We start from the raw sequence: 22,397 nt of genomic DNA, 5'->3' as shown, positions 1-22,397 counted from the left end.
CTGTGTCTCAGATCTGAAAAGCACCGGGATTGCGCGCCGGCCCGCCTAGGGCCACCGTGGTGTGCGGATGGCGGTACTCCCGCACGGGCATCAGCCTCATGCCGCCGCCCTCGCCCGCGTCTTGCGCCTTGCCGCGCAGTGCCGAATCGGGCTTGAGCCGCCAGTCATCGCGCGAGGCGCGGACGAACTCCTCCCAGCCCGCCGTGAAGTTGGCGCGCCGCACCCAGTGCCCTTCGGTCGCGAGCTTGGGCGTGCCGACGAGCAGGTTGTTGACCAGCACCACGTCGGTCTGCGGCGGCGTAACCCGCAGCCATATGCCGCCGCCGGGCAACTGGTCCACCAACGTGTTGTTGACGAGGTAGAGCGCCTGCTTCTCCCAAGTCGCACCCTCCGCACCGAAAGAAATCACACGCGGGTTCTCCGTCGTCGAGCTCTGCGCGATGAGATTGCCCATGACGACCGCCATGCCGCCGTTGGGGAACTCAAGTTCGTAACTCGCGCGGCCGCCGATCTCGTCAGTGAGGCGGTTGTAGAGGATGTGGTTGACGGCGGCGCGGCTCTTCAGCAGATGGCCCATGAGGCCGTGGTGGAAGTAGCTGCCGCGGACGGCAAGCCGCCCGATGGCGCCGACGTAGACGTTATGCGCCTTGCCGTCGCCCGGCCGGATGGTGCCGAAATCGCAATCGACGATGTCGAGCTCGATGCTCTCGTCATTGGCCGTCAGCACACCGTTCTCGTTGTCGCGGAAGCTGCAGTCCACCAGCGTCAGCGAGCCCGCTTCCAGGCGGATACCGGCGCCGTTGCGGTGCGGTACCGCGGCGCCGATGAAGTCGAAGCCCTCGATGCGCTGGTGCCGGCCCGCCGTCACGAACAAGCCCTTGCCCTGGACATGGGCGCCGGCGGCGATCAGCGTCACCCGGCCTCCCACGGCGCGCAGGGTCAGCCCATGCTGGGGCCAGGCGGCGGCGTCGGCGATGTACTCGCCGGCATCGACCTCCACCAGCATGCCGTCCCTGGCCTGACGAGCCGCAGCAGCCAGCGAGCGGACCGCGCGCGTGGGGCCCACACGCAGCACGGGCCCGGCATGCACCGTGAACGGCAGCAGTCCCGCGGCGGCCAGCCACTCCCGTCGCCGCGTCATGCCTTGTTCTTCATCTTGGCCTTGAACAGCTCCACGATGCCGACCTCGCGCGGCCCCGGCAGCAGCTCGAAGGCCTGGCCGGCTGCCAGGCTGCCCTCGCGCTTCACGGCCAGGTAGAAGCCGCAGTAGCCGCTCTGGACCATCAGCTTGGCCGCCTGGTTGAAGCCCATGTGGGCATTGAACTTGAAGCAGGGGTAGCGCGGCTCGGAGACGATGAGTTCGCAGTCCGGGAAGCGCAGCACGTCGCCGATCCAGACCTGCCCCTCCAGCAGACCGGCGAGCGTCAGGTTCTCGCCGCAATCGCCCGGCTGCAGCGGCGGTGCGTCCACCTTGGCCTGGCCGCGCACCGTCTGCCAGAACGGGTAATGGGCCTGTGGATAGGCATAGACTGCCTTGGCCACCCCGCCATGTACGGTAAGGTCGGCCTGTTCGTCGCCCTCCAGGCCCAATGGACCGACGACAACCGCACCCTGACGCGGCCGCTTGCGGATGGCCGAGTCCAGGGCCTGGCCATTGGTCGCGACGAAATGTTCGACGCGGGCGGTGTTGACGCTGAGGAGCTGCATGCCGCCATTGTCCAGGAGGCTTTCGGCTTCCCGGCCTACATGGCGTGCCATGCCTGTCCCTTAGGCTGGCGCGCAAAACCTTCAAGGGAGAGTCATGACTGCACTCGACACCGGCGCCCGGGTCTGGGCCGGGCTGGCCGTTCCGCCCTCCAGCGGGCTGATGTTCATCGTCGGCGTGTTGCTGGCCGGCGCCCTGGCGGGCGAATTCATCGCCGCGACAACTCGGCTGCCCCGCGTCGTGGGCTATACGCTGGCGGGCTGCGTGGCCGCCGCCTTCGGCCATGGCGTGGGCATGCCGCTGGCCGGCGCGGCCCAGACCGTCACAGACCTGGCGCTGGGCCTGCTGCTGTTCGAGATCGGCAGCCGCGTACACCTGCGCTGGCTGCGCCGCAACCCGGGCCTGGCGCTGACCAGCCTGGCCGAGGCCTTGCTCAGCGCGGTCGCGGTGGCATTCGTGCTGCGCCTGTTCGACCTCAGCTGGCCCACGGCCATCGCATGCGCCATCCTGGCCATGCCGGCACCGGCCGCCGTATCGGGCCGCGTCGCGATGGAGCTCGGCGCCGAGGGCCAGGTCACGCAGCGTGCATCGCTGCTGACGGCGCTGAACACGCTATACGCCGTCGTCGCGTTGACCCTGATGCGCACTTGGTGGGCGGCCGACGACGGCGGCAGCCTGCCCCAGGCGCTGGCGGGCCTGTCCATTTCGCTGCTGACGACGCTGGGCCTGGCGGCGCTGCTGGCCGGCGCCGTCTACCTGGTCGCGCGGCGGCTGGACCTGCGCAACGAGAGCGCCGTGCTGCTGCTGTTCGGCTTGGTCGCGTTCTCCATCGTCGCCGCGCGCGCCATAGGCGTTTCGACGCTGCTCATGCCGCTGGTGGCGGGCCTCTTGCTGCGCAACACCAGCGAGCGGCCCTGGGTCTGGCCACGTCACTTCGGCACCTCGGGTGGAGCGCTGGTGCTGATGCTGTTCGTCATCGTCGGCTCGGCCTGGTCACCCAAGATCCTGGTCGCCGGGGGCTTCGCCGCGCTGGCACTGATGGCGGCACGCTTCATCGCGAAGACGGCAGCCATCGTGCTGCTCGCGCCCATGGCCAAGGCCAGCTGGCGCCAGGGTCTGGCGCTGTCGATCACGATGACTCCGCTGTCGGCGACGGCTCTGGTGATGCTCAGCGAGCTGATGCGTGCCGAACCGGAACTCGCAGCGGGCGCCGTGCCCATCATCCTGGCGGCCATCGCGGTGCTGGAACTGGTTGGACCTATCGCCGTCCAGTTCGCCCTGCGCCTGGCCGGCGAGTTGCCCCCGGCGCCAGCGCGCCGTCAACCCAAGGAGGACCGTGAATGAGCCTGGGTGTGTTCTCCCAATCGCAACCGCTGACGCTGGGCGTCGAGCTGGAGCTGCAGATCGTCAACAGCGACGACTACGACCTCGCACCCGTCTCGGGCGACCTGCTGCGCCTGATGGAAAAGCGCAGCATCCCGGGTGACGTGAAGCCCGAGATCACCAGCAGCATGATCGAGCTGGCCACAGGCGTCTGCGCGGGCTACGGCCAGGTGCTGTCTGAGCTGGGCCAGATCCGCGATGCGCTGGTGGACTGCGCTGAGCAACTGGACGTGAGCCTGTGCGGTGGCGGCACCCACCCCTTCCAGCACTGGACGCGCCGGCGCATTTTCGAGACGCCGCGCTTTCACGAGCTGTCGTCGCTGTACGGCTATCTGTCCAAGCAGTTCACCGTGTTCGGCCAGCACGTGCATATCGGCTGCCCGAGCGCCGACGAGGCCCTGGTGCTGCTGCACGGCATGAGCCGCTTCATCCCGCACCTGATCGCGCTTGCCGCCTCCTCGCCTTTTGTACAGGGCGAGGACACCGGCTTCGACTCGGCGCGGCTGAACTCGGTGTTCGCCTTCCCGTTGTCGGGCCGTGCACCTTTCGTGCAGACCTGGGACGACTTCGAGGTCTTCTTCAACAAGATGACCCGCACCGGCGTCGTCACTGGCATGAAGGACTTCTACTGGGACATCCGCCCCAAGCCCGAGTTCGGCACCATCGAGGTCCGCGTCCTGGACACTCCACTGACCATCGAGAAGGCTGCAGCGCTGGCCGGCTTCATCCAGTGCCTGGGGCGCTGGCTGACGCTGGAGAAGCCCTTCACGCTCAGCGAAGACGACTACCTACCGTACACCTTCAACCGTTTCCAGGCCTGCCGCTTCGGACTGGACGGCACCTTCGTCGATCCTGAGACAGGCGAGCACCGCGTGCTGCGCGATGACCTCAGTCAGGTGCTCTCCAAGCTCGACACCCACGCCGGCGACCTGCGCGCCGAGGCTGCGCTGCAGTACCTGCGCCGCGAAATCAATGGCGCTGGCAACGACGCGACCTGGCTGCGCCGCATCGAGGACGAGAACCATCTGCTGCCAGAGGTGGTGCGGCGCGCCACCAAGCGCTGGCACGGACGGTGAGCGGTCCGCGCCAGCGCTTGCATATGGACGTTGAGAAAACAAACACGGACTCTTGATTGTTGGAAGTCCTGTCGGTGATGGCTATCGTTCTCTCACCGCCACCCACCACAGGACCCCATCATGAAAACCGTTCTGATCACCGGCTGCTCATCCGGCTATGGCCTGGAGACCGCCCGCCACTTCCACGCCCAGGGCTGGAACGTCATCGCCACCATGCGCACGCCGCGTGTTGACCTGCTGCCCCGATCCGATCGCATGCGCGTGATCGAACTGGACGTCACCCAGCCCGGGAGCATCGCGGCAGCGCTCGGGGCCGCCGGCCCCATCGATGTGCTGGTCAACAACGCCGGCATCGGCGTCGTCGGTGCCTTCGAGGCCACGCCTCTATCCACGGCGCGCGAGATCTTCGAGACCAACACTTTCGGTGTCATGGCGATGATGCTGGCCATCGTGCCGCAGTTCCGCGAACGCCGGTCCGGCGTGATCGTCAACGTGACCTCCAGTACCACGCTCGCGTCCTTCCCGCTGGCCGGCGTCTACACGGCCAGCAAGACGGCGATCGATGGGCTCTCCGGCTCCGTTGCCCACGAGCTGGCGGCGTTCGGCGTGCGCATCAAGCTGGTCGAGCCCGGCTACGGGCCGGGCACGCGCTTCGCGGAGAACGGCGGCGCCCGCATGCAGGGCTTGATTCCCGATGCCTACAAGTCCTTTGCCGAACCCATCTTCAGCGCCTTCGCAAACCCCGACGCCGTGACTCAGGCAGGCGATGTCGCAGAGACGGTCTGGCGGGCCGCGAACGACGAGTCGGACCGACTGCACTTCGCCGCCGGCGCAGATGCCGTGGCCCTCGCGCACGCCAAGGCGGCCTGAGCCGTCCTCGGCGGTGGCATGCTGCGCATGCTTCATCGACCGGATGCCAGATGAGTGATCCCCTGACCGAAGTCGTGCAACTCCTGCGGCCGCGGGCCGTGTTTGCCAACCTTATCAGCGGCAGGGGCGACTACGCGGTGCGCTACGCCCAGTACGGCCAGCCCAGCTTCTGCATCATGCTCAAGGGCAATTGCCGGCTGGCCGTGGACGGTCACGAGGAGGTGACACTGGGCGCAGGTGACTTCGTACTGCTGCCGTCGACGCCTGCGTTCACCATCTCCAGTCTCACGCCGGCGCCGCTGCCGGTCCACATCGATCCCAAGCTGGTTCCCGGCGGCGACGGCGAGCGCCGCTACGGCATGCCGGGCGGCGAGCCCGAGATGCTCTCGCTCGGTGGCGCATTCATGTTCGACGGCGCCGACCCTGAGCTCCTCGTGTCGTTGTTGCCCGGCGTCGTGCATGTGCGGGGCTCGACCCGCCTGGCGCAGTTGGTGCAGATGGTGGGCGAGGAGTACCTCGACCCCAGGCCGGGCCACGAGTTCATGCTGTCTCGACTGGTCGGCATGATGCTTGTCGAAGCCATGCGGTCCACCACGGCAGGCAGCGCGCCCCCGGGGTTGCTGCGCGGGCTGGGCGACGAACGTCTGGCCCTTGCGCTGCGGCAGATCCACATGCGCGTGGAGCACCACTGGACGGTCGCCCAGCTCGCCGACGCCGCGGCGCTGTCGCGCTCGGCGTTCTTCGACCGCTTCACGCGCGCCGTCGGCGTCGCACCCATGGAGTACCTGCTGTCATGGCGGATGGCGATCGCCAAGGAACTGCTGCGCCGGGAGGGCCTGTCCGTCACCGAGGTGGCCGAACGCGTGGGATACGCCTCCACGAGCGCGTTCAGCACCGCCTTCAGCCGGCACATGGGCCAGTCGCCCCGGCAATACCTGCGATCCAACCCAGCCTAGCTGGCATCCCCGAAAGCCAGGCCTGAGCTGTCATCGGCTGGCGAGCAGCGGCCGAGGCAGTCATGGCAAACCTCGGCGACCAAATAACGGCGCGACCACGACCCGCCAGCCTTCGCCGGCCTTCGCCGTCTGGATGCGCACCGGCAAGAACCTCTGGATAGTTTCGAAGTTTGTTGTTGCGTGATCGGTCAGCTCGGTGGCGGTGTAGCAGGCGCCGCGTTGACGCTGCCAAACGGCCAGGGACAGGGGTAGCACCCACTGATCCGTGAGATGAGGGCCCAGGGCTGCGCTGCTGACCTGGAAGGCGCGGACTTCACGCACCACCTCCCGAGCCACCTGTTCCGCGCTGACGCCCTTATCGCCGAAGGCCGTGAACACTTCGCTGACGTTCTCGTAGGCCAGGGTCGCCAGCAACGCATTGCCCGGGCCTTCGTTCTGGCGACAGGCGGCTTCTCGCAGCCCCCGATGGCCACCCCAAACTGCTCCACTCGTGGCCACCCAAACTGCTCCGGGCAGGACGAGGGAATTATGTGGGGTCTGAGGTCATGACCAGGCGCGCGGACGCCTCCTTCAGCCGGTAGCTCTTGCCCTCGAACTCGAGCATCGCGCAGCGATGCATGAGGCGGTCCAGGATGGTTGTGGCCATGGTGGCGTCGCCAAGGTAGCGGCCCCAGTCCTGGACGATCCGGTTGGACGTGATGACGATGGAGCGGCGCAGCTTGTAGCGCTGATGGACCAGCGTCTGCAGCAGCTCCGCGGCGTGCTCGCCAATCTTGCGGGCCAGGAACAGATCGTCCAACAGCAGCAGATCCGCTGCCACCCAGCCCTTGAGCAGCCGGGCGCGTTCGTCGGGCTCCGCGAGAGCGTGGCGGGCCATGACCGCGTCGGCTTCGACGTAGGCAACGTCGTAGCCCTGCAAGGTAGCCTGGTAGGCCACCGCCTTTGCGATGTGGCTCTTGCCCGTGCCGGGCTTGCCGACCAGCAGCGCGTTGTTGCCTTCGGCAATGAACTTCAAGCTGTGCAGCTCGAAGCAGGCGCCGCGCGGCAGCTTCGGGTTGAAGCGCCAGTCGAAGTCCGCCAGCGACAGCTTCTCGTCCAGGCCGGAGAGCTTGAAGCGGCGTGCCATGAGGCGGCTGCGGCGACGGTCCAGCTCGTCCTGCAGCAGTGCGGTCAGTGTGTCCAAGAACGGCTCCTGCGCGGCCTGGGCCTGCATGACGCGGGTTTGCAGAGTCTGGGCCATGCCCGACAGGCGCAGCTTGCGCAGCGTGTTCTCGATGTCTTGCGTGTTCATGCGAGGAGGTCTCCTTGATTGGCGGCGGCGGATTTGGCGAACAGCTCGCCGTACTCGTGAGGACTGCGGATGAGGGCGTGCGACTGCGTGGGTAGTCCGTCGCAGGCGTCTGCGTTGGGCGCCATTTGCTCCAGACGCTTCAGTGCCAGCGCCACCCGCTGCTCTGTGACGAGCTTGACGTGGCGATAGCTGTAGACGCCGTCGTCCAGCGCCTGGGCGCACGCGGCGTTGACGAGCTGCCGTGGATGACGCTCGGCCAGGTGCACGATGCCCCACAGCTTGCGCTGGCCGACGCGGCCCTCGATGCTGAACAGCAGCTGGCACAGCCGCTCGGCATCGGCGCCAATGGCCTGGGCTTGGGCGAGGATCTGACGCGTCTGTCGAGAGGGATTGAAGACCCGCTCGTCGTTTGGCAGCACCACCGTGCCGGGGCGCTCGGCCTTCGTGTGCGTGCGAAGCAGCGCCTGGGTCTTGAGATCGCGGATCTCCAGGCGCCGCTCGAAGATGCGCACCAACACCTTGGTGCCAATGGCCGCGGGACGCGCGGCGTAGCTGCTGTGGGCCACCTGGATGCAGCCGTCGTCGCAGACGGTGCGCTGCTCGTCGCGGAAGTACTGCATCGGGAGCGGCGGCAACGGCTGCAGATGCGCCCGCTCCTCCTCGAACATCGCCTGCACCTGGCGGCGCTCCGCGCCGTGGATGCGTGGCGCCGCCCACTTCGTCTCCCAGTGCTCCAGGTACTCGTTCTGCGCCTCCAAGGTCTGGAAGCGCTTGCCTTTCAAGGCCGTGCCTTGGGTGTGACCGATCGCGTTCTCGACGGTACCTTTGCGGTTGGGGTCACGCACCCGAGCCGGGTCTGCCACCACCTCGTAGTGCGCCAGCGTGGCGGCGTACACGGCATTGAGTTCGGGCTCGTACAAGTCAGGCTTGATCACGCCTTCCTTGAGGTTGTCCAGCACCACGTAGCGGCATGAGCCGCCGAAGTACCGCCAGGCCTGCTCGTGCAGCTCGGCCCAGACCTGCTGGCTCGACACCCACACCACACGCCGATAGCTGCGCCGCGAGTAGCGCAGCGTCGCCACGAACAGCCGCGGCTTGCGGTAGCGGTTCGTGCCCGGCACGAGCGTGGGCGCGCCCTCGCCGTAGTCGACCTGCATCTCCTCGCCCGGTGCGAAGCTCAGTCGGTCGAACTGCTCAGGAGCGTGCACCCGCAATCGAGCGACGAAGCGCTTGACGGAGTTGTACCGGCCGGCAAAGCCGTGTTCGTCCACCAACTCCTGGTAGATGGCCACGGCGTTGCGGCCTAGGCGCAGCTGCGCTTCGACAAAGGTGCGATGGGGCTCGCACAGCGACGCCGCCGAGGTTGCGCCCTGTGGCAAAGCCGGTGGCCGGGGTGGAGCAGTTTGACTGGGTGAGCCAGCCTCAGAGCCGGTGGCCACCCCGGGGCAGTTTGATTCCTGGGGCGGATCCGCTTGCGCCGCGAAGCGCTTGGCGTAGTCGCGGATCGTGTGGCGGGAGATGCCGGTTCGGCGCTCGATCTCGCGCTGGCTGTTGCCCGCGCGCAGGAGCGTCCAGATCGTGGTTTGTAGATGCGGCTTCAAGACGTTCACCTCGTGAATCCCCCTCTGTCGAGGGGCGGGAAGTTACGTCCTGCCTTCGTCAGGGCTGAGGCGCCTGACCGACCGTGCTCAGCGGGTCAATTCACCCCGGCCGGGTGGAGCAGTTTGAGTGGCCATAAGTGGGGCACTTTGGGTGGCCGCCGGGGTCGCAGCTGGCTGTCGGTCCAGGCCAGGCTCGCACCCAGCTGCTCCAACTCGCGACGAACAACAGAGCGCGGCAGCGCCGGTGCGAAGCACTCAGCAAAGCTCCCCAGCTTGGCCCCACGATCATTCAAGTCGAAAGGTTGCAGGCTGTCCCTGGCCGGCCAGATCGTGGCTTCGATCTCACCGCCGCCAGCCGGGTAGAAGCCCAGCCGGCGCAGCACAAGGTCGGCCTCCGCGCCGAGCTTGCGCAGCAGTGGCGCGTAGCTGCGCTCCAGGAAGTGGAAGGGTGGCGCCATCGGGTTGTGCGTGCCACCACCCAGCCTCAGCCGGCTGGTTGAATCGGCCAACATCAACGCGGGCCAGACAGTTTGCAGCACCAGCGTGCAGCTGCCGGCGGTACCAACGTTGAAGACGTAGTCACCTGCCTGTACCGGGCCCGGCGTGAAGGTCAGGGCTTGCGAGCTGAGCTCGGCGCCCTCGACTTGCGCACCACACACCTCGACGGCCGCAGTCACGCAGGTCAGGTGTTGGCGCATCAGGCCCGGCTTGGCGCGGCCGGCGCGGATCTTGGTCAGCGTGAAGGGCTGGCCCGTGCACATGGACAGGGCCAGCGAAGTCCGCAGCGAAGTCCGCAGGATTTGTCCTCCGCCCTCGCCGACGGAGCCGTCGATCTCGATCATGTTCTTCTTCTCTTGTTGTTCTAGGCTTCTGCGCCGAAGTGCAGAACGGCGTCATGCAGGTACCGGTCCAGCAGCCGTCCGTCCGCCTTCGGCCCCTTGTCCGGTGCGAAGCTCATTGCATCAACAAGCTCGGATTCGATGAAACTGTGGATACCCACCCAGCGCGGGCTCGTCGCCGATTCGCCGGCACGCATCTTGATCTCCAACAACGCGTTGACCTCGTCGAGCACGGTGCGGTCGGTCAGCGTCTGGGTGGCGAGCTCGGCAAAGCGCATCGGCGGCACGCCGCGCCCTTCGCGGATCCACCGCGCCGCGAGCAGCGGGCGCAGCACGTAGAGGTACTTTTTGTATCGCACGACTTCGCCGTACAAGTGCTCCCGCAGGTTCTTCTTGGCCATCGACACATAGTGGTGATAGCCCCGCACCGGCGAGAAGCCCTCCTCGGCCAGTGTGCGCAGACGCGAGACCCACCCGACGTCCTGCTGATAGACGATGGGCGAGCGCAACCACTCCAGCAGCGTCGGGTTGGATTCCTTCAGCAGCTGCAGCGTCTTGCGCAGGTCCCAGCCGTTGATGTCCAGCTCGCCGCTGATCGGCTGCTCGATGACATCCCGGCCCGGCTCCACGGTCAGGTACCAAGGCAGGCGGTTCACATAGATGAACCGCACGTCGTAGTCGCTGTCAGGCGACGCGAAGCCCCAGCCGCGGCTGCCGGATTCGCAGGCGAACAGCACCTTCACCTGGTGCTGTTGCTCCAGCGCCGCCAGGTTCTGCAGCACGGTAGCGCGCATCTCATCCGATACCGGATGGGCGCTCAGCACGGATTCCCTTTTCATGCCCTCCCTCCTCATTGGTTTCGGCTGAGTGGGTAAGAGCAGAAAGCTCTCACCTGCTCATCCCTTCACGCACACCACTTGCTTGAGCGTGTGCACCACTTCCACCAGATCGCTCTGCGCGGCCATGACGGCGTCAATATCCTTGTAGGCCATCGGGATCTCGTCGATGACGCCGACGTCCTTGCGGCACTCGACGCCTTCGGTGGCCTTGACCTGATCCTCGATGGTGAACATCTTCTTGGCCTTGGTGCGGCTCATGACGCGGCCCGCGCCGTGGCTGCAGCTCTCGAAGCTCTCCGGGTTGCCTAGGCCGCGAACGATGTAGCTGCGTGCACCCATGCTGCCTGGGATGATGCCCATCTCGCCGCGCTTGGCGCTGACGGCGCCCTTGCGGGTCACGAACACGTCCTCACCGAAGTGGCGTTCCTGCTGCACGTAGTTGTGGTGGCAGTTCACCGCTTCCACATGCGCCTCGAAGGGCTTCGTGATGACCGAGCGCACCGTTGCGATCAGGTTGGCCATCATCACCTCGCGGTTCTTCATGGCGAACTTCTGAGCCCAGGACACGCCGCGCACGTAGTCGCCGAAGTACTGGGCGCCTTCCTCGAAGTAGGCCAGGTCCTTGTCGGGCAGGTTGCGCTGGTTGCGCTCCGCATCCTTCTTGGCCAGCTCGATGAAGTGCGTGCCGATGGCATTGCCCACGCCGCGCGACCCCGAGTGCAGCATGAACCAGACCAAGCCGACCTCATCGAGGCAGACCTCGATGAAGTGGTTGCCGGTACCCAGCGTTCCCAGATGCTTGCGGTTGTTCGTGTTCTTCAGGCGCGGGTGCAGCTCGCACAGCGCATCGAACTCGTCCACCAGCGTGGCCCAGACCTGGTCCACAGTCTCCGGCGGGTTCTCCCAGCTGCCGGGGTCACGGCCGCGGTGCTTGGGCGCCGAGCCGTGCGGCACGGCCTTCTCGATGGCCGAGCGCAGCGGGCCGAGGTTGTCGGGCAGGTCCTCGGCGCGCAGCGTGGTCTTCGCGGCCATCATGCCGCAGCCGATGTCCACACCCACAGCAGCCGGGATGATGGCCTTCAGCGTCGGGATCACCGAGCCGACGGTCGCGCCGATGCCCAGGTGCACGTCCGGCATGGCCGCGATGTGCTTGAAGACGATCGGCAGCTTGGCGGCGTTGGCGAGCTGCTGCTTGGCCTCGGGTTCCACGGGAACGCCTTGCGTCCACATCTTGATGGGCACGCCGCCTTCGGGTCGTTCTAGTTGATAGTTCATGGTGTTCTCTTCAGGAATTCTTGGTGGACGCGACGGGATTCGAACCCACATCAATGCAGCAACCACGGTTTCTAGGCCAGTGGCCTCGTCGGCGATTGGAAACGCGCGCCAGTGACGACCCGTCATCGGAGCCGGCACCTGCATCCTCAACCGTGCTCGCCGACCAACTTGCCTGCCGCACCTGGCGCTACCCAGGCTGCCGGCATGTCATTCATTTTTGGCAGTGGCGCTCCCTTCTGTGCCAGCGCGCCCGAAGTCAAAGGTGATGCCCTGTCGCGACAAGGGGTGGTGACACGTCAAGCTCTGCCACCGAGCTACCGTACCCATGATCTGGGACTGGCGACTCGAATCCGCGACCACGAGCGTCGAAGTCCACGGCTCTTCCAGTTGAGCCACGCCCCACCTGGGATGCAGAACGGGACATGGTCATCGCTGGTAGTGATGCCGGTTCACGCCGTCAAAAGTAGCCGCCGCTCAGGCAGCAGCGCTTGAAACGTCCTCCCTGAGCCGCAGGGGCAGGGGTCATTGCGACCGAGCTTCTCGAGCAGCTCCTTGTGGCCGCCCACGATGCGGTCACCGCGCTTGACCTGCGTTTCAGACGGGAAACCCTTGCGGCGTTTGCTCATGACCTCGAAAGCTGTGGTCGTTCTGGATCTTCTTCATGGTGTTCTCCTGACTGTGTTGGTCCCCTCGGCCCGGGTCGAACGGGCATGCCTTGCGGCCACGGCTTCTGAGACCGTTGCGTCTGCCATTTCCGCCACGAGGGGTGCGGATGCGCTTGGGGTTGACCGACCGGATTCGAACCGGTGATGCAAGGGTCACGACCTTGAGCCTTAGGCCACTAGGCGACGGTCAACCCCAAACACACGTCATCTTCAAACTGGCGCCGCCAGCGGGCTTCGATCCCGCGGCCTCCGGTTCGACAGACCGGCACTCTTCCAACTGAGCTATGGCGGCTACTTCACTACTGGTCCGTGCGGCAGGGCTCGAACCTGCAACCCTCTGCTCCCAAAGCAGCAGCGCTCCCTGATTGCGCCACACACGGGTCATCCTTCAATGCTCTGAATGGTTGTCGGTGACGGGTTCCGACGCCGCCCAATCGTTGCGGCCGGTTTGCGCCTGTCGAAGCGTGAGCTCGACGACAGGCTTCTGGTACTGGCATCCCGTGCGGGAGTCGAACCCGCCTCTTCGGCTTGAAGGTCCGAGGACCTCACCGGAAGTCCAACGGGACGTTGTTGATGTGGTGGACGCTGATGGATTCGAACCACCGTGCCATAAGGACCTGGTTTACAGCCAGGTGCAATCGACCAACTCTGCCAAGCGTCCGTGATGCGGAACGATCTCCGCTGTTCCTGGCGCCTCGTGAAGGGGTCGAACCTCCGACCTCCGGCTTCGTAGGCCGGCGCTCTTCTCCACTGAGCTAACGAGGCGATGTCATCTCGGCTGTGTCCGCACGCGATCCATGCGAGGCGATCTCGGCTGAACCGCTGCATGCCGGCTCCGTCTGCAGAACGTGCTGGGGCACACATGCACACCAGGCAGACCAGTGCTTGTGCACGGGCACACCCGAGATGGCATCCGGTGCGACTCTCCCCTCGACAGCGCCCGTCGGCGCCCGGCTTGGTGAATCGACCTGAACAGCAGGAGCCAAGCAAAAAGCCCGGTTCCTGCGGGAGACCGGGCTTCAGGGGATCGCAAGATCCCTGGAGGTTGAAAGCTTCAGCGGGCTGGAACTTTCCCCGGTGGTGTTGCATCACCCTCGTATCGGTCATGGCGCGGCCGGCTCGGAGCCAGCGCGCTCTCATGGCGACCCGCAGCGGCACGCAAGGCCATCTCGCCCGAGAAGGGGCGCTTGGCGTTAGTGGCGATAGCTGAGCAGGACATGACGAGACCGAGGTGGTTGGGGTTGAATCAACGAATGTGCGAATTGTGAAGAGTGTTCACGAACCAGTCAACCCGGCGCGACCACCTAGAATGAGTGTGAAGTGTTTTAACAACACCCGCCGTGTCCAGCATCTCGACCTTTCGCCGACTCAACGCCCTCTCGCTCTTCCAGGCGTTCGCCGAAGAGCGCATTGCGGCGGGCGACCCGCCCAAGGGGCTGGAGGCCGCCTGGGCCGCACGGATCGAGGTGAGCGGGGCCACGTGGTCGATGGCCAAGAGCGGGGCCAGGCCCATCGGCAACAAGCTGGCCCGGCAGATCGAGAAGCATTGCGGCAAGGAAGCCGGCTGGCTCGATGAAGAGCGCGAGCCGGCGGGTCTATCACCCGGCGAGCAGCAGTTCTTGGCGCAGGCCCTGAAGACCTACCGAAGTACGAACAGTGACGGCCGCAAGCGGCTCAAGCAGTTCCTGAGGTCGTTCACGGCGTAGTAGCGCGGCGAGCAGTTCGCGGCGGCTGGCATCGGATGCCGCACGGCTGCCACGACCACCGTTCATAGCGGGCGATGTGACAACGGCGCCATCCCCATGCGCCATCGCGCAGCAGCCGCCGAGAGGGATCGCCCCAACGAACGGACGACCGCATGCGTCGGAAGCAACATCGCCGGGAATGCTGTGCTTGTGCACAGTATCCGTGCCGGTCTACCGGTAGCGCCACCCGACCCCAACGGATCCCGAAAGGAGCGCGCTGCTACATCTTGGGACGAGGATCGGGGCGGCAACAGGCTCGCGTGGAGAGAAGACCGCAGCGCGCTGCCTCAACGTTGGCGCGCGAGCCGCCGCCACAAGTTGCGTTGGATTACAGGCAACCTTCGCGTAAACCCCAGCACCACTTCGCAAGGCACGTGAGCCAGAAGGACGCCCCAGCATGGTGTTATTCATGTTTTGCATGACCTCACCAGTCTCGTCGGTTACGGCGTGATTACATTGGATTCGACAATCCGCGCCCAAGGCCCGGTGTGCTTGGGCCAGCTCCGAACGGCTGACCCAAACACATCACCATGATCGGAGCCTCAACCATGAACCAACCGCTGATGCAGGGCTTGCGCCTGAATCTGCCCACCTATGTAAAACACGCCCGGCTGATCGCCTGGGTCGCCGAGATCGCTGCGCTGACCGAGGCAGCCGACGTCTACTGGTGCGACGGCAGCGACGAGGAATACCAGCGCCTGTGCGACCAACTCGTCGCGGCAGGCACCTTCAAGAAGCTCAACCCCGTCCTGCGCCCTGGCAGCTACCTGGCCAACTCGGACCCCAGCGACGTGGCCCGCGTCGAAGACCGCACCTTCATCTGCTCCGAAAAGAAGGAAGACGCCGGCCCTACCAACAACTGGATGGTCCCGTCCGAGATGCGCGCGCTGCTGCAGACCGGCGAGCAGGCACTGTTCAAGGGCTGCATGCGCGGTCGCACGCTGTACGTCGTGCCGTTCTCCATGGGGCCGCTTGGCAGCCCCATCGCCCATATCGGCGTGGAGCTCAGCGACAGCCCCTACGTCGCCGTCAACATGCGCACCATGACGCGCATGGGCCGCGCCGTCATCGAACTGCTGGGCGGCGACGGCGACTTCGTGCCCTGCGTGCACACCGTGGGTGCACCGCTGCAACCCGGCCAGGCCGACGTGTCCTGGCCCTGCAACAAGACCAAGTACATCGTCCACTTCCCTGAAACGCGCGAGATCTGGAGCTATGGCTCGGGCTACGGCGGCAACGCTTTGCTGGGCAAGAAGTGCTTCGCGCTGCGCATCGCCTCCACCATGGGCCGCGACCAGGGCTGGCTGGCCGAGCACATGCTGGTACTGGGCGTCGAAAGCCCCACCGGCAAGAAGATGCACGTCGCTGCCGCCTTCCCCAGCGCCTGTGGCAAGACCAACTTCGCGATGCTGATCCCACCCAAGGCCTTCGCCGGCTGGAAGATCACCACCATCGGCGATGACATCGCCTGGATCAAGCCCGGCGCCGATGGCCGCCTGTACGCGATCAATCCCGAGGCGGGTTACTTCGGCGTGGCCCCGGGCACGAACTCGCACACCAACCCCAACTGCATGGACAGCCTGGCGCGCGACGTGATCTTCACGAATGTGGCGCTGACGGACGACGGCGACGTTTGGTGGGAAGGCATGACGGACGCGCCACCGGCCCACTGCATCGACTGGCAGGGCAAGGACTGGACGCCCGCCATCGCTCGAGAGACTGGTGCCAAGGCCGCCCACCCCAACGCACGCTTCACTGTCGCTGCGACCAACAACCCGGCGCTGGACGCCAACTGGGACAACCCCGCCGGCGTGGCCATCGACGCCTTCATCTTCGGCGGCCGCCGCTCCACGACCGTACCGCTGGTGACCGAGGCGCGCGACTGGACCGAAGGCGTCTACATGGCCGCGACCATGGGTTCCGAGACCACGGCCGCGGCTGCCGGCCAGCAAGGCGTTGTACGCCGGGACCCGTTCGCGATGCTGCCCTTCATGGGCTACAACATGGCCGACTACTTCCAGCACTGGTTGGATCTGGGTGCGAAGCTCCAGGCCGCGGGCGCCAGGCTGCCCGCGATCTACTGCGTCAACTGGTTCCGCAAGGGCGCGGACGGCAAGTTCGTCTGGCCCGGCTACGGTGAGAACATGCGCGTGCTGAAGTGGATGCTGGATCGCCTGGAAGGCCAGGGCGGCGGCGAGGAGCATGTCTTCGGCGTCACGCCAGGCTATGGCGACCTGAACTGGGACGGCCTGGACTTTTCCCGGCAGCAGTTCGATACCGTCACCCGCATCGATGCCGCCGAATGGCAGGCCGAGATGAAGCTGCACGACGAGCTGTTCGCCCAGCTCGCGTACCACCTGCCCGCCGCGCTGCCGGCCGTCAAGGCCCGCATCGAGGAGCGCCTCGCCCGCGAGGACCGCTGAACGATCGTTTCACCCGTCCGGTGACACCTTGAACGGGCGCCTTCGGGTGCCCGCTTTTTTTGGGGCACGCGCAGGGGCCGTTCTCCTCCCGCCCTCAGGGATAGGCCTTCAACGTCGCCGTGTTGCTGCTCCCCTTGCAGCGGGCCGCCTCGCCGGTGTCGTTGATGACGTGCTCGATACTGCCCTTGTCGACTAGGCAGACCGTGATCATGTGATGAAAGCGCACGCCCGGCCGGCGCGGCGCCTCGATGGCCCGATCCAGCACGACGTCGGGCTTGAGGAAGACGCTGTAGACGCCCAGGCCCCATGCCTCGTGACGGGTCACCGAGTCGCCCACCTGATAGGCCGCATGGCCGCGACCGGTGGCGCTGGTCCACTCCGGTTGGGTGGGCGGGTCGTACGGGATCTCCGACTGGTAGAAGTAGACCCGCCCGCCGTTCCCCTGCCAGACGACCTGCGCCTTCTGAAAGTGCTCCACGAAGAGCCCATAGATCGTCACGTCCTCGCCATTCACCCAAAGGCCGTGGGCGGCCGGGTTGCTCGTCCAGCCGACGCCGGCACCATGGTCGGCGCGCCAGACCCAGGTGTGGTCTACCAGCGTGTCGTGAGCGTGGATACGCAACGCGGTCGTCACCTGACCGGCGGCTGCACCGCCAACGCGGAAGAACAGGTCGTGCAGCACGATGGGGTCGGTCTTGTGGCGCTTCTTGGAGCCGGGCGGCGCCACTTCCATCAACACACCGGAGTCGGCCTGGCCGGCATCCAGGAACAGGCCTGAGATCGTCAGTCCGCTCACGTCCGCCGTCTTCAGCAGCGGCTGGCCGTTGTCAGATCGCAGCGTCGGGAAGCCGATGCCCAGCACGACGGTGCCGGGGCGTTTCACCTGCAGCGTCTCAGCCAGCAGGTATTCCCCCGGCGTGAACAGCAGATGCCGGCCGGCCGCCAGCTGGGCGTTGAGGGTCTTCGCCGTGTCGCCGGGCCTGGCGATATGGAACTGGTCGATAGGCAGCGTCCGGCCCGGCGCCGTGGCGCCATTCGCCCAGGAGATACCGACGCTGTCGCGTCGCAGCGCCGGCACGCGCACGGCGTAGCCGCCCTTGGGATCAATGAAGAGATAGGGCTTCTCGCGCACCAGCGGCGTCTTCGCGATCCGGGTGAAGCGCTGGCCCGGCGTCGGGAACTCGCCCTCGGGGGCACCATGCACGCCGACGAACACCATGTTCCAGTTCGAGCCCGTCCAGCTGCCCCAACGGCTGTTGCGCGAGATCCACTGCTGCTGCGTCGCCGAGTCGACCCGGCCGTCCACCAGCACGTCCGCGAACCAGCCGCCGCTGGCCCAGCCGTTGCGCTGGTTGAGCCGGATGTTGCCGCGCACATGCATGCGCCGGAACGGGATAGCCTGGGATACCGCCCACTGCAGGGTGTTGTCACCAATGCCCAGCGTGGGTGTCACCGAGAAGTTCTCGGCGCCGCGCCAGAAGTTCTGCGTCGCGTTGTCGTTGTCGAGGAAGGCCGTGGAGCGCAGGTCGCCGATGACGTGCACATCGTCCGGATGTGCCCCAAGGCCCAGCACCTGCGTGTAGAAGCCCACCGGAATGCGCAGGCCCTCGTAGGTGCCTGGTTTGAGCAGGATGGCATCGCGGCGTGGGCCGAAATGGTTGGGCTGCTGGGCCGCGTAGATGTCATCGATACGCTGCTGCAAGCCGGGCATGGCCGGGTCCAGGACGTGGACATGGGGACCGAAGTCCGGCACCTCGCCTGCCGCGGCCCCGGCCGCCACACCGGCGGCCAGCACCCCGCCCGCCACCATCCGTGCCGCCACATCGCCGACGCGGCTTGTTCCTGTCTTGCCCTGCATGTCCCGTCCTCGCCAATCCTCTGTTTGGAATCGGTTCCAATTGCGCAATTGGATCATGACGAAGGCGCTCGGGCATCAGGGTTACGCCGGGCGCGGCGGGCGCACAATGGTCACCACTTGCGCAGCCTGCAAAGGTGAGGAGGCCGGATGATGAACCAGGGTTTCGGTCATGAACTGCCATCGCGGCACGCCCAGCAGGAACACCGCCAGGTCTCCCGCTACTTGGTCGTCATCGCATCGAGCGCCGGCCCTGTGGCCAAGCTGTTTCTCGACAGCCGCGAACTGGTCGGCGAGTTCGACGCCGGTACCGAGGAGATCGCCGTCATGACGCAGAACGCATCGGCATCGGCCGGCGCCGACGGCCCGGAGTGGGACAAGGCCCTGCGCGGCCACAGCGCCAGCGAGCGCGCCGCTGCGGTGGTCTACCGGCTGGACATCTAGAAGCTGGACCCCGGCTGGGTCAGGAAGACCGCTTCCTCGGTCGTCGACGCGCGGCCCAGGACGGCGTTGCGGTGCGGGTAGCGGCCGAAACGGTCGACGATGGCCTTGTGCTTGAGCTCGAACTCATGCGTGTGCTGCGGAGCACGCTCGCGCATCAGCGGCTCGCCCACGGCATGGATTGCCGCGGACTCACTGTGCATATATGGCAGGTAGAGGAAAGCGCGCCGCTCTATGGGGAGAGCCAGGTCCGCGCCAACGGCGACCGCCTCCTGCGCGAGGGCCAGCGCCAGCGGGTCGCCCGCGAACGCAAGCGGCGTACCGCGATGGATGTTGCGCGCGAACTGGTCCAGCACGATGACCTCGGCCAGCCGGCCCTCGGCCGTCGCGCGCCAGGCGAAGAGCTCGCAACGTGCCGCCCGCTCGTGCAGCGCGCCGAAGCGGCTGCGGACCCGTTCGTCGAAGGCCGGATCGACCTTCCACCATTGGGCAGGCGAGGTCTCCTCGAACCAAAAGCGCAGCACCGTGTCGTGCACGGCCTTCAGCCCTTGCGGCCGCCGAAAAGCAGCAGCAGCCCGCCCACCGCGATCGCACCCACGCCCAGCCAGACTGGCAGGTTGACCTCCTCCTTCTCCTTGGCCGACAGCTCTAGCGGCCCCAGCTTCACGACGGTGCTGTCCTTGGTGTAGCTGAAGCCACCCGTAGCCAGGCTGGCCGCGCCGGCGATGAGGAGAAGCACTCCGACGATCTTGGTGAAGTTCATGGCTGGCTGGATGCGTGGATGAGGCCGCCAGCTTAAGCGCTCGCCCCGTCCACGTGGTGAAACCTGGCGCGGCACACCGCATACTCACGCCACACAGCCACCCGCAAGGCCCGCCGTGCCCAATCCCCTCCCGGACAGCATCGACGCCGTCGCCGAAGGCCTGCAGGCCCAGGCCTATCTGCCCTCGCGCGAGCTGGCGACCGCCGCCTTCCTCGCGCTGCGCCTGGCCCGTCCTCTGCTTCTGGAGGGCGCGCCCGGCACCGGCAAGACCGCCATCGCTGCGGCACTAGCCGCTGCGCTGCAGCGGCCGCTGATCCGCCTGCAGTGCTACGAAGGACTGGACCTGGCGGCGGCGGCCTACGAGTGGAATTACGCGCGGCAGATGCTGGAGATCCGTCTCGCACAGGCCCACGAGCGTGAGCGCACGGCGGATGAGCTCTTCGCGCGCCGCTTCCTCATCGAGCGCCCCCTGCTGCAGGCCCTGACCACCACGCCCGCGCCCGTCCTACTCATCGACGAGCTGGACCGCGCCGATGCGCCCTTCGAGGCCTTCTTGCTGGAGTTCCTGGCCGACTTCCAGATCAGCGTGCCGGAACTGGGCGCGATAGCGGCCGCCACACCGCCACTGGTCGTTCTGACGAGCAACCGCAGCCGCGAGATCCACGACGCCGTCAAGCGCCGCTGCCTCTACCACTGGGTGGAATTCCCCGATGCCGCGCGCGAGCTCGCTATCGTGCGTACCCGCCTGCCGCACATCGAGCAGCGGCTGGCCCGGCAGGTCGTCGCCTTCGTGCAGGGCCTGCGCGCGCTGGACCTCTACAAGCTGCCGGGGTTGGCCGAGACGCTGGACTGGTCGCGCGCGCTCATCGAGCTGAACGCCGTCAGCCTGGATCCCGCCACCGTGCAATCCACGCTGGGTGTGCTGCTCAAGTATCAGGACGACATCGTCCGCATGCAGGGCGGCGAGGCTGCGCGCCTGCTGGCTGAGCTGCGCGAGCATGCGCGCGCCTGACGCCATGGACAGGCTGGCGGAGAACGTCCTGCACTTCGGCCGCGTGCTGCGCACCGCGGGCCTGCCCGTCGGCACGGACCGGCTGATGCTCGCCACCCGGGCCCTGGAGGTCGGCGGGCTGGCCTCACGGGCCGACTTCAAGGCGTCGCTGGCCACATGCCTCGTCGACCGACCCGAACACCGGCCGCTGTTCGAGCAAGCCTTCCATGTGTTCTGGCGTGACCCGGACCTGCTGAGCCGCATCATGGCCTTGCTGCTTCCCCAGGCCCAGGCGCAGGCGGCTGCCCCGCCGCCGCCCGAGAACCGGCGCCTCGCCGACGCGCTGTTCCCGCCGCGCCCTGCTGCGCCGTCCCGCACCGAGCAGGTCGACGTCGAGGCCCGCCTGGACGCAGGCGACCACGAGCTGCTGCAGCGCCGCGACTTCGACACCATGAGCACCGCCGAATGGAATGCGGCGCGGCGCGCGCTGGCCGCGCTGCAGCCGGGATTGGCGCGGCGCCTGGCACGCCGCCACGAACCGGCACCGCGCGGCCGCATCGACTGGCGCGCGACGCTGCGCGCAGAGGCCCGTCACGCGCCAGCCCCTCCGCAGCGCGAGCATGCCTGCTCACGCGCCACACCGCTGGTGCTGCTGGCCGACATCTCGGGCTCCATGGGCCGCTACTCGCGCGTGCTGCTGCAGCTTGCCCATGGCCTGCTGAACCCTGGTCCCGGCCTGCGCGAGCGGCCCGTCGTCGAGGCCTTCGTCTTCGGCACTCGCCTGACGCGCATCACGCGCCAGCTGCAGGGCCGCGATCCCGACGCCGCGTTGGCCGCCGCGGCGTCGGTCGTGCCGGACTGGGCGGGCGGCACGCGCATCAGCCACAGCCTGCATGTCTTCAACCGCGACTGGGCGCGCCGCGTACTGGGCAGCGGCACGGCCACGGTACTGCTGGTCACCGATGGGCTGGAGCGTAGCCCCGATGGTGATGCTCCCTGCAGCCCCGGCCTCGCCCGCGAGGCCGAGCGGCTGCGGCTGTCCTGCCGCGAGCTGCTGTGGCTCAACCCGCTGCTGCGCTTCGACGGCTTCGAGCCGCGCGCGGCGGGCGTACAGGCGCTATTGCCCCAGGTGAGCCGCCACCTGCCCGTGCACAACCTGGACAGCATAGGCCGCCTGCTTGACGTGCTGGCGCGCTGAGCCGCAGTCCTACATGCGGGCGGCGCGCCGTCCGCCGCACCGCGCCAGCCCCGCTGCCTAGATTCTGGTTTCAGCGGTGCGCATAGGGTGCTGCCGCTTGCGCCGAAAGGATTTCCCATGAAGATCACGAAACTCGCCTCCCTCATCGTCATCGGCGCCCTGGTGACGCCGCTGGCCACCCAGGCCGCAGACAACCCCGCCGGCACCGCCAAGGTCTGGGTCAAGGACTCCGTCGTGACAACCAAGATCAAGGCACAACTGGCCGCAAGCAAGGTGTCGTCGCTGGCCATGGTCCACGTCGAAACCGATGCCGATGGCTGGGTGCAGCTGACCGGCAAGGTCGCCACTCCTGCCGAAAAAGACCGCGCCGAGGCGATCGCCCGCACGGTTGACGGCGTGAAGTCGGTCGACAACCAGCTCATCGTCGCAGGCAAGTGACGTCGGCCCGCGGCCCGACCTGCGGGCCGTGTGTTTTCCTGCG

21 protein-coding genes, 7 tRNA genes and 1 pseudogene are annotated in these 22,397 nt (G+C 67.0%); 10 read left to right on the top strand and 19 right to left on the bottom strand.

Going from position 1 to position 22,397, the window contains the following annotated elements:
• Positions 1 to 7 precede the first annotated feature (7 nt).
• Together QM732_RS24470 and QM732_RS24465 are read right to left on the bottom strand one after the other, a co-directional pair.
• Positions 8 to 1,141 (bottom strand): hypothetical protein, encoded by a 1,134-nt coding sequence (locus tag QM732_RS24470; RefSeq protein ID WP_415658687.1) that lies wholly within the window; start codon positions 1,139 to 1,141, stop codon positions 8 to 10.
• Positions 1,138 to 1,707: an MOSC domain-containing protein gene (locus QM732_RS24465; protein WP_415658686.1), complete on the bottom strand. Its 570-nt coding sequence runs from the start codon at positions 1,705 to 1,707 to the stop codon at positions 1,138 to 1,140. Before QM732_RS24465 ends, QM732_RS24470 begins: the two co-directional genes overlap by 4 nt.
• A 94-nt stretch (positions 1,708 to 1,801) precedes the next feature.
• Between QM732_RS24465 and QM732_RS24460 the strand changes: the two genes are divergently transcribed.
• From QM732_RS24460 to QM732_RS24445, 4 genes are all read left to right on the top strand, one after another.
• Positions 1,802 to 3,049 carry a cation:proton antiporter gene (locus QM732_RS24460; RefSeq protein WP_415658685.1) on the top strand — a complete coding sequence of 416 codons (1,248 nt, stop codon included), beginning with the start codon at positions 1,802 to 1,804 and terminating at the stop codon, positions 3,047 to 3,049.
• Complete coding sequence (locus tag QM732_RS24455; RefSeq protein ID WP_415658684.1) at positions 3,046 to 4,164, top strand: YbdK family carboxylate-amine ligase; 1,119 nt, start codon at positions 3,046 to 3,048, stop codon at positions 4,162 to 4,164. The genes QM732_RS24460 and QM732_RS24455 overlap by 4 nt, the downstream gene beginning before the upstream one ends.
• Positions 4,165 to 4,284: 120 nt before the next feature.
• A complete protein-coding gene (locus QM732_RS24450; RefSeq protein ID WP_415658683.1) occupies positions 4,285 to 5,034 on the top strand; it encodes an SDR family oxidoreductase in 750 nt (249 codons plus the stop codon).
• A 50-nt stretch (positions 5,035 to 5,084) separates the two neighbouring features.
• Positions 5,085 to 5,990 (top strand): AraC family transcriptional regulator, encoded by a 906-nt coding sequence (locus QM732_RS24445; RefSeq protein ID WP_415658682.1) that lies wholly within the window; start codon positions 5,085 to 5,087, stop codon positions 5,988 to 5,990.
• Between the two features lie 60 nt (positions 5,991 to 6,050).
• Here the strand turns inward: QM732_RS24445 and QM732_RS24440 are convergent, their stop codons facing one another.
• The 14 genes and pseudogenes from QM732_RS24440 to QM732_RS24375 form a co-directional block, all read right to left on the bottom strand.
• Complete coding sequence (locus QM732_RS24440) at positions 6,051 to 6,488, bottom strand: RNA 3'-terminal phosphate cyclase (RefSeq protein ID WP_415658681.1); 438 nt, start codon at positions 6,486 to 6,488, stop codon at positions 6,051 to 6,053.
• A gap of 28 nt (positions 6,489 to 6,516) precedes the next feature.
• Entirely contained in the window at positions 6,517 to 7,281 is a 765-nt protein-coding gene (istB, locus tag QM732_RS24435; protein WP_415656086.1) for an IS21-like element helper ATPase IstB, read from the bottom strand.
• Positions 7,278 to 8,891, bottom strand: a complete 1,614-nt coding sequence (gene istA / locus QM732_RS24430) for an IS21 family transposase (protein ID WP_415656085.1) — start codon at positions 8,889 to 8,891, stop codon at positions 7,278 to 7,280. Before istA ends, istB begins: the two co-directional genes overlap by 4 nt.
• 155 nt (positions 8,892 to 9,046) lie before the next feature.
• Positions 9,047 to 9,724: pseudogene (gene rtcA / locus QM732_RS24425) on the bottom strand (RNA 3'-terminal phosphate cyclase); the annotation flags it as partial.
• Positions 9,725 to 9,744: 20 nt separating this feature from the next.
• The gene (locus QM732_RS24420; RefSeq protein WP_415658680.1) at positions 9,745 to 10,560 is read right to left on the bottom strand and encodes a nucleotidyltransferase domain-containing protein; all 816 of its coding nucleotides are present in this window, start codon (positions 10,558 to 10,560) and stop codon (positions 9,745 to 9,747) included.
• A 57-nt stretch (positions 10,561 to 10,617) separates the two neighbouring features.
• A complete protein-coding gene (locus QM732_RS24415) occupies positions 10,618 to 11,835 on the bottom strand; it encodes an RtcB family protein (protein ID WP_415658679.1) in 1,218 nt (405 codons plus the stop codon).
• Positions 11,836 to 12,284: 449 nt separating this feature from the next.
• Complete coding sequence (locus tag QM732_RS24410; RefSeq protein WP_327573675.1) at positions 12,285 to 12,461, bottom strand: YecA family protein; 177 nt, start codon at positions 12,459 to 12,461, stop codon at positions 12,285 to 12,287.
• A 56-nt stretch (positions 12,462 to 12,517) separates the two neighbouring features.
• Positions 12,518 to 12,602: transfer RNA gene (locus tag QM732_RS24405), tRNA-Leu, on the bottom strand.
• Positions 12,603 to 12,614: 12 nt separating this feature from the next.
• Positions 12,615 to 12,692 (bottom strand) — tRNA-His (locus QM732_RS24400).
• A 24-nt stretch (positions 12,693 to 12,716) separates the two neighbouring features.
• A tRNA-Asp gene (locus QM732_RS24395) sits at positions 12,717 to 12,792 on the bottom strand.
• Between the two features lie 11 nt (positions 12,793 to 12,803).
• A tRNA-Pro gene (locus tag QM732_RS24390) sits at positions 12,804 to 12,880 on the bottom strand.
• Between the two features lie 111 nt (positions 12,881 to 12,991).
• Positions 12,992 to 13,066: transfer RNA gene (locus QM732_RS24385), tRNA-Glu, on the bottom strand.
• Between the two features lie 10 nt (positions 13,067 to 13,076).
• Positions 13,077 to 13,161, bottom strand: a tRNA-Tyr gene (locus QM732_RS24380).
• A gap of 27 nt (positions 13,162 to 13,188) precedes the next feature.
• Positions 13,189 to 13,265, bottom strand: a tRNA-Arg gene (locus tag QM732_RS24375).
• A 575-nt stretch (positions 13,266 to 13,840) separates the two neighbouring features.
• On the opposite strand from QM732_RS24375, the gene QM732_RS24370 reads away from it, so the two are divergent.
• On the top strand, positions 13,841 to 14,206 hold the full coding sequence (locus QM732_RS24370; protein WP_415658678.1) for a hypothetical protein: 366 nt from the start codon (positions 13,841 to 13,843) through the stop codon (positions 14,204 to 14,206).
• A gap of 587 nt (positions 14,207 to 14,793) precedes the next feature.
• On the top strand, positions 14,794 to 16,668 hold the full coding sequence (locus tag QM732_RS24365; RefSeq protein WP_415658677.1) for a phosphoenolpyruvate carboxykinase (GTP): 1,875 nt from the start codon (positions 14,794 to 14,796) through the stop codon (positions 16,666 to 16,668).
• A 94-nt stretch (positions 16,669 to 16,762) separates the two neighbouring features.
• Here the strand turns inward: QM732_RS24365 and QM732_RS24360 are convergent, their stop codons facing one another.
• Positions 16,763 to 18,526, bottom strand: a complete 1,764-nt coding sequence (locus tag QM732_RS24360) for a hypothetical protein (RefSeq protein WP_415658676.1) — start codon at positions 18,524 to 18,526, stop codon at positions 16,763 to 16,765.
• Between the two features lie 150 nt (positions 18,527 to 18,676).
• Between QM732_RS24360 and QM732_RS24355 the strand changes: the two genes are divergently transcribed.
• Positions 18,677 to 18,967: a hypothetical protein gene (locus tag QM732_RS24355; protein WP_415658675.1), complete on the top strand. Its 291-nt coding sequence runs from the start codon at positions 18,677 to 18,679 to the stop codon at positions 18,965 to 18,967.
• Here the strand turns inward: QM732_RS24355 and QM732_RS24350 are convergent.
• Positions 18,964 to 19,500 (bottom strand): DUF924 family protein, encoded by a 537-nt coding sequence (locus QM732_RS24350; RefSeq protein ID WP_415658674.1) that lies wholly within the window; start codon positions 19,498 to 19,500, stop codon positions 18,964 to 18,966. The genes QM732_RS24355 and QM732_RS24350 overlap by 4 nt on opposite strands.
• Positions 19,501 to 19,505: 5 nt before the next feature.
• Positions 19,506 to 19,727 carry a hypothetical protein gene (locus QM732_RS24345; RefSeq protein ID WP_415658673.1) on the bottom strand — a complete coding sequence of 74 codons (222 nt, stop codon included), beginning with the start codon at positions 19,725 to 19,727 and terminating at the stop codon, positions 19,506 to 19,508.
• Between the two features lie 115 nt (positions 19,728 to 19,842).
• On the opposite strand from QM732_RS24345, the gene QM732_RS24340 reads away from it, so the two are divergent.
• The 3 genes from QM732_RS24340 (at position 19,843) to QM732_RS24330 (ending at position 22,354) form a co-directional block, all read left to right on the top strand.
• Positions 19,843 to 20,739, top strand: coding sequence for an AAA family ATPase (locus QM732_RS24340; protein WP_415658672.1), 897 nt, complete (start codon positions 19,843 to 19,845; stop codon positions 20,737 to 20,739).
• The gene (locus tag QM732_RS24335) at positions 20,726 to 21,916 is read left to right on the top strand and encodes a vWA domain-containing protein (RefSeq protein WP_415658671.1); all 1,191 of its coding nucleotides are present in this window, start codon (positions 20,726 to 20,728) and stop codon (positions 21,914 to 21,916) included. The genes QM732_RS24340 and QM732_RS24335 overlap by 14 nt, the downstream gene beginning before the upstream one ends.
• A 117-nt stretch (positions 21,917 to 22,033) precedes the next feature.
• Positions 22,034 to 22,354 carry a BON domain-containing protein gene (locus QM732_RS24330; protein ID WP_415658670.1) on the top strand — a complete coding sequence of 107 codons (321 nt, stop codon included), beginning with the start codon at positions 22,034 to 22,036 and terminating at the stop codon, positions 22,352 to 22,354.
• The last annotated feature ends 43 nt before the right edge of the window (positions 22,355 to 22,397 follow it).

Source organism: Roseateles sp., from assembly GCF_047654805.1.
GTDB lineage: Bacteria > Pseudomonadota > Gammaproteobacteria > Burkholderiales > Burkholderiaceae_C > Pelomonas.
Note: the sequence above shows the minus strand (reverse complement) of the source record. Positions and strands in the feature narration are given on the sequence as shown.

Coding starts and splice junctions, on each gene's coding strand:
- QM732_RS24330 (WP_415658670.1), top strand. CDS start 22,034: ATGAAGATCACGAAACTCGCCTCCCTCATCGTCATCGGCGCCCTGGTG.
- QM732_RS24345 (WP_415658673.1), bottom strand. CDS start 19,727: ATGAACTTCACCAAGATCGTCGGAGTGCTTCTCCTCATCGCCGGCGCG.
- QM732_RS24460 (WP_415658685.1), top strand. CDS start 1,802: ATGACTGCACTCGACACCGGCGCCCGGGTCTGGGCCGGGCTGGCCGTT.
- QM732_RS24335 (WP_415658671.1), top strand. CDS start 20,726: ATGCGCGCGCCTGACGCCATGGACAGGCTGGCGGAGAACGTCCTGCAC.
- QM732_RS24465 (WP_415658686.1), bottom strand. CDS start 1,707: ATGCAGCTCCTCAGCGTCAACACCGCCCGCGTCGAACATTTCGTCGCG.
- QM732_RS24415 (WP_415658679.1), bottom strand. CDS start 11,835: ATGAACTATCAACTAGAACGACCCGAAGGCGGCGTGCCCATCAAGATG.
- QM732_RS24450 (WP_415658683.1), top strand. CDS start 4,285: ATGAAAACCGTTCTGATCACCGGCTGCTCATCCGGCTATGGCCTGGAG.
- QM732_RS24360 (WP_415658676.1), bottom strand. CDS start 18,526: ATGCAGGGCAAGACAGGAACAAGCCGCGTCGGCGATGTGGCGGCACGG.
- QM732_RS24470 (WP_415658687.1), bottom strand. CDS start 1,141: ATGACGCGGCGACGGGAGTGGCTGGCCGCCGCGGGACTGCTGCCGTTC.
- QM732_RS24365 (WP_415658677.1), top strand. CDS start 14,794: ATGAACCAACCGCTGATGCAGGGCTTGCGCCTGAATCTGCCCACCTAT.
- QM732_RS24355 (WP_415658675.1), top strand. CDS start 18,677: ATGAACCAGGGTTTCGGTCATGAACTGCCATCGCGGCACGCCCAGCAG.
- QM732_RS24410 (WP_327573675.1), bottom strand. CDS start 12,461: ATGAGCAAACGCCGCAAGGGTTTCCCGTCTGAAACGCAGGTCAAGCGC.
- QM732_RS24420 (WP_415658680.1), bottom strand. CDS start 10,560: ATGAAAAGGGAATCCGTGCTGAGCGCCCATCCGGTATCGGATGAGATG.
- QM732_RS24455 (WP_415658684.1), top strand. CDS start 3,046: ATGAGCCTGGGTGTGTTCTCCCAATCGCAACCGCTGACGCTGGGCGTC.
- QM732_RS24445 (WP_415658682.1), top strand. CDS start 5,085: ATGAGTGATCCCCTGACCGAAGTCGTGCAACTCCTGCGGCCGCGGGCC.
- istB (WP_415656086.1), bottom strand. CDS start 7,281: ATGAACACGCAAGACATCGAGAACACGCTGCGCAAGCTGCGCCTGTCG.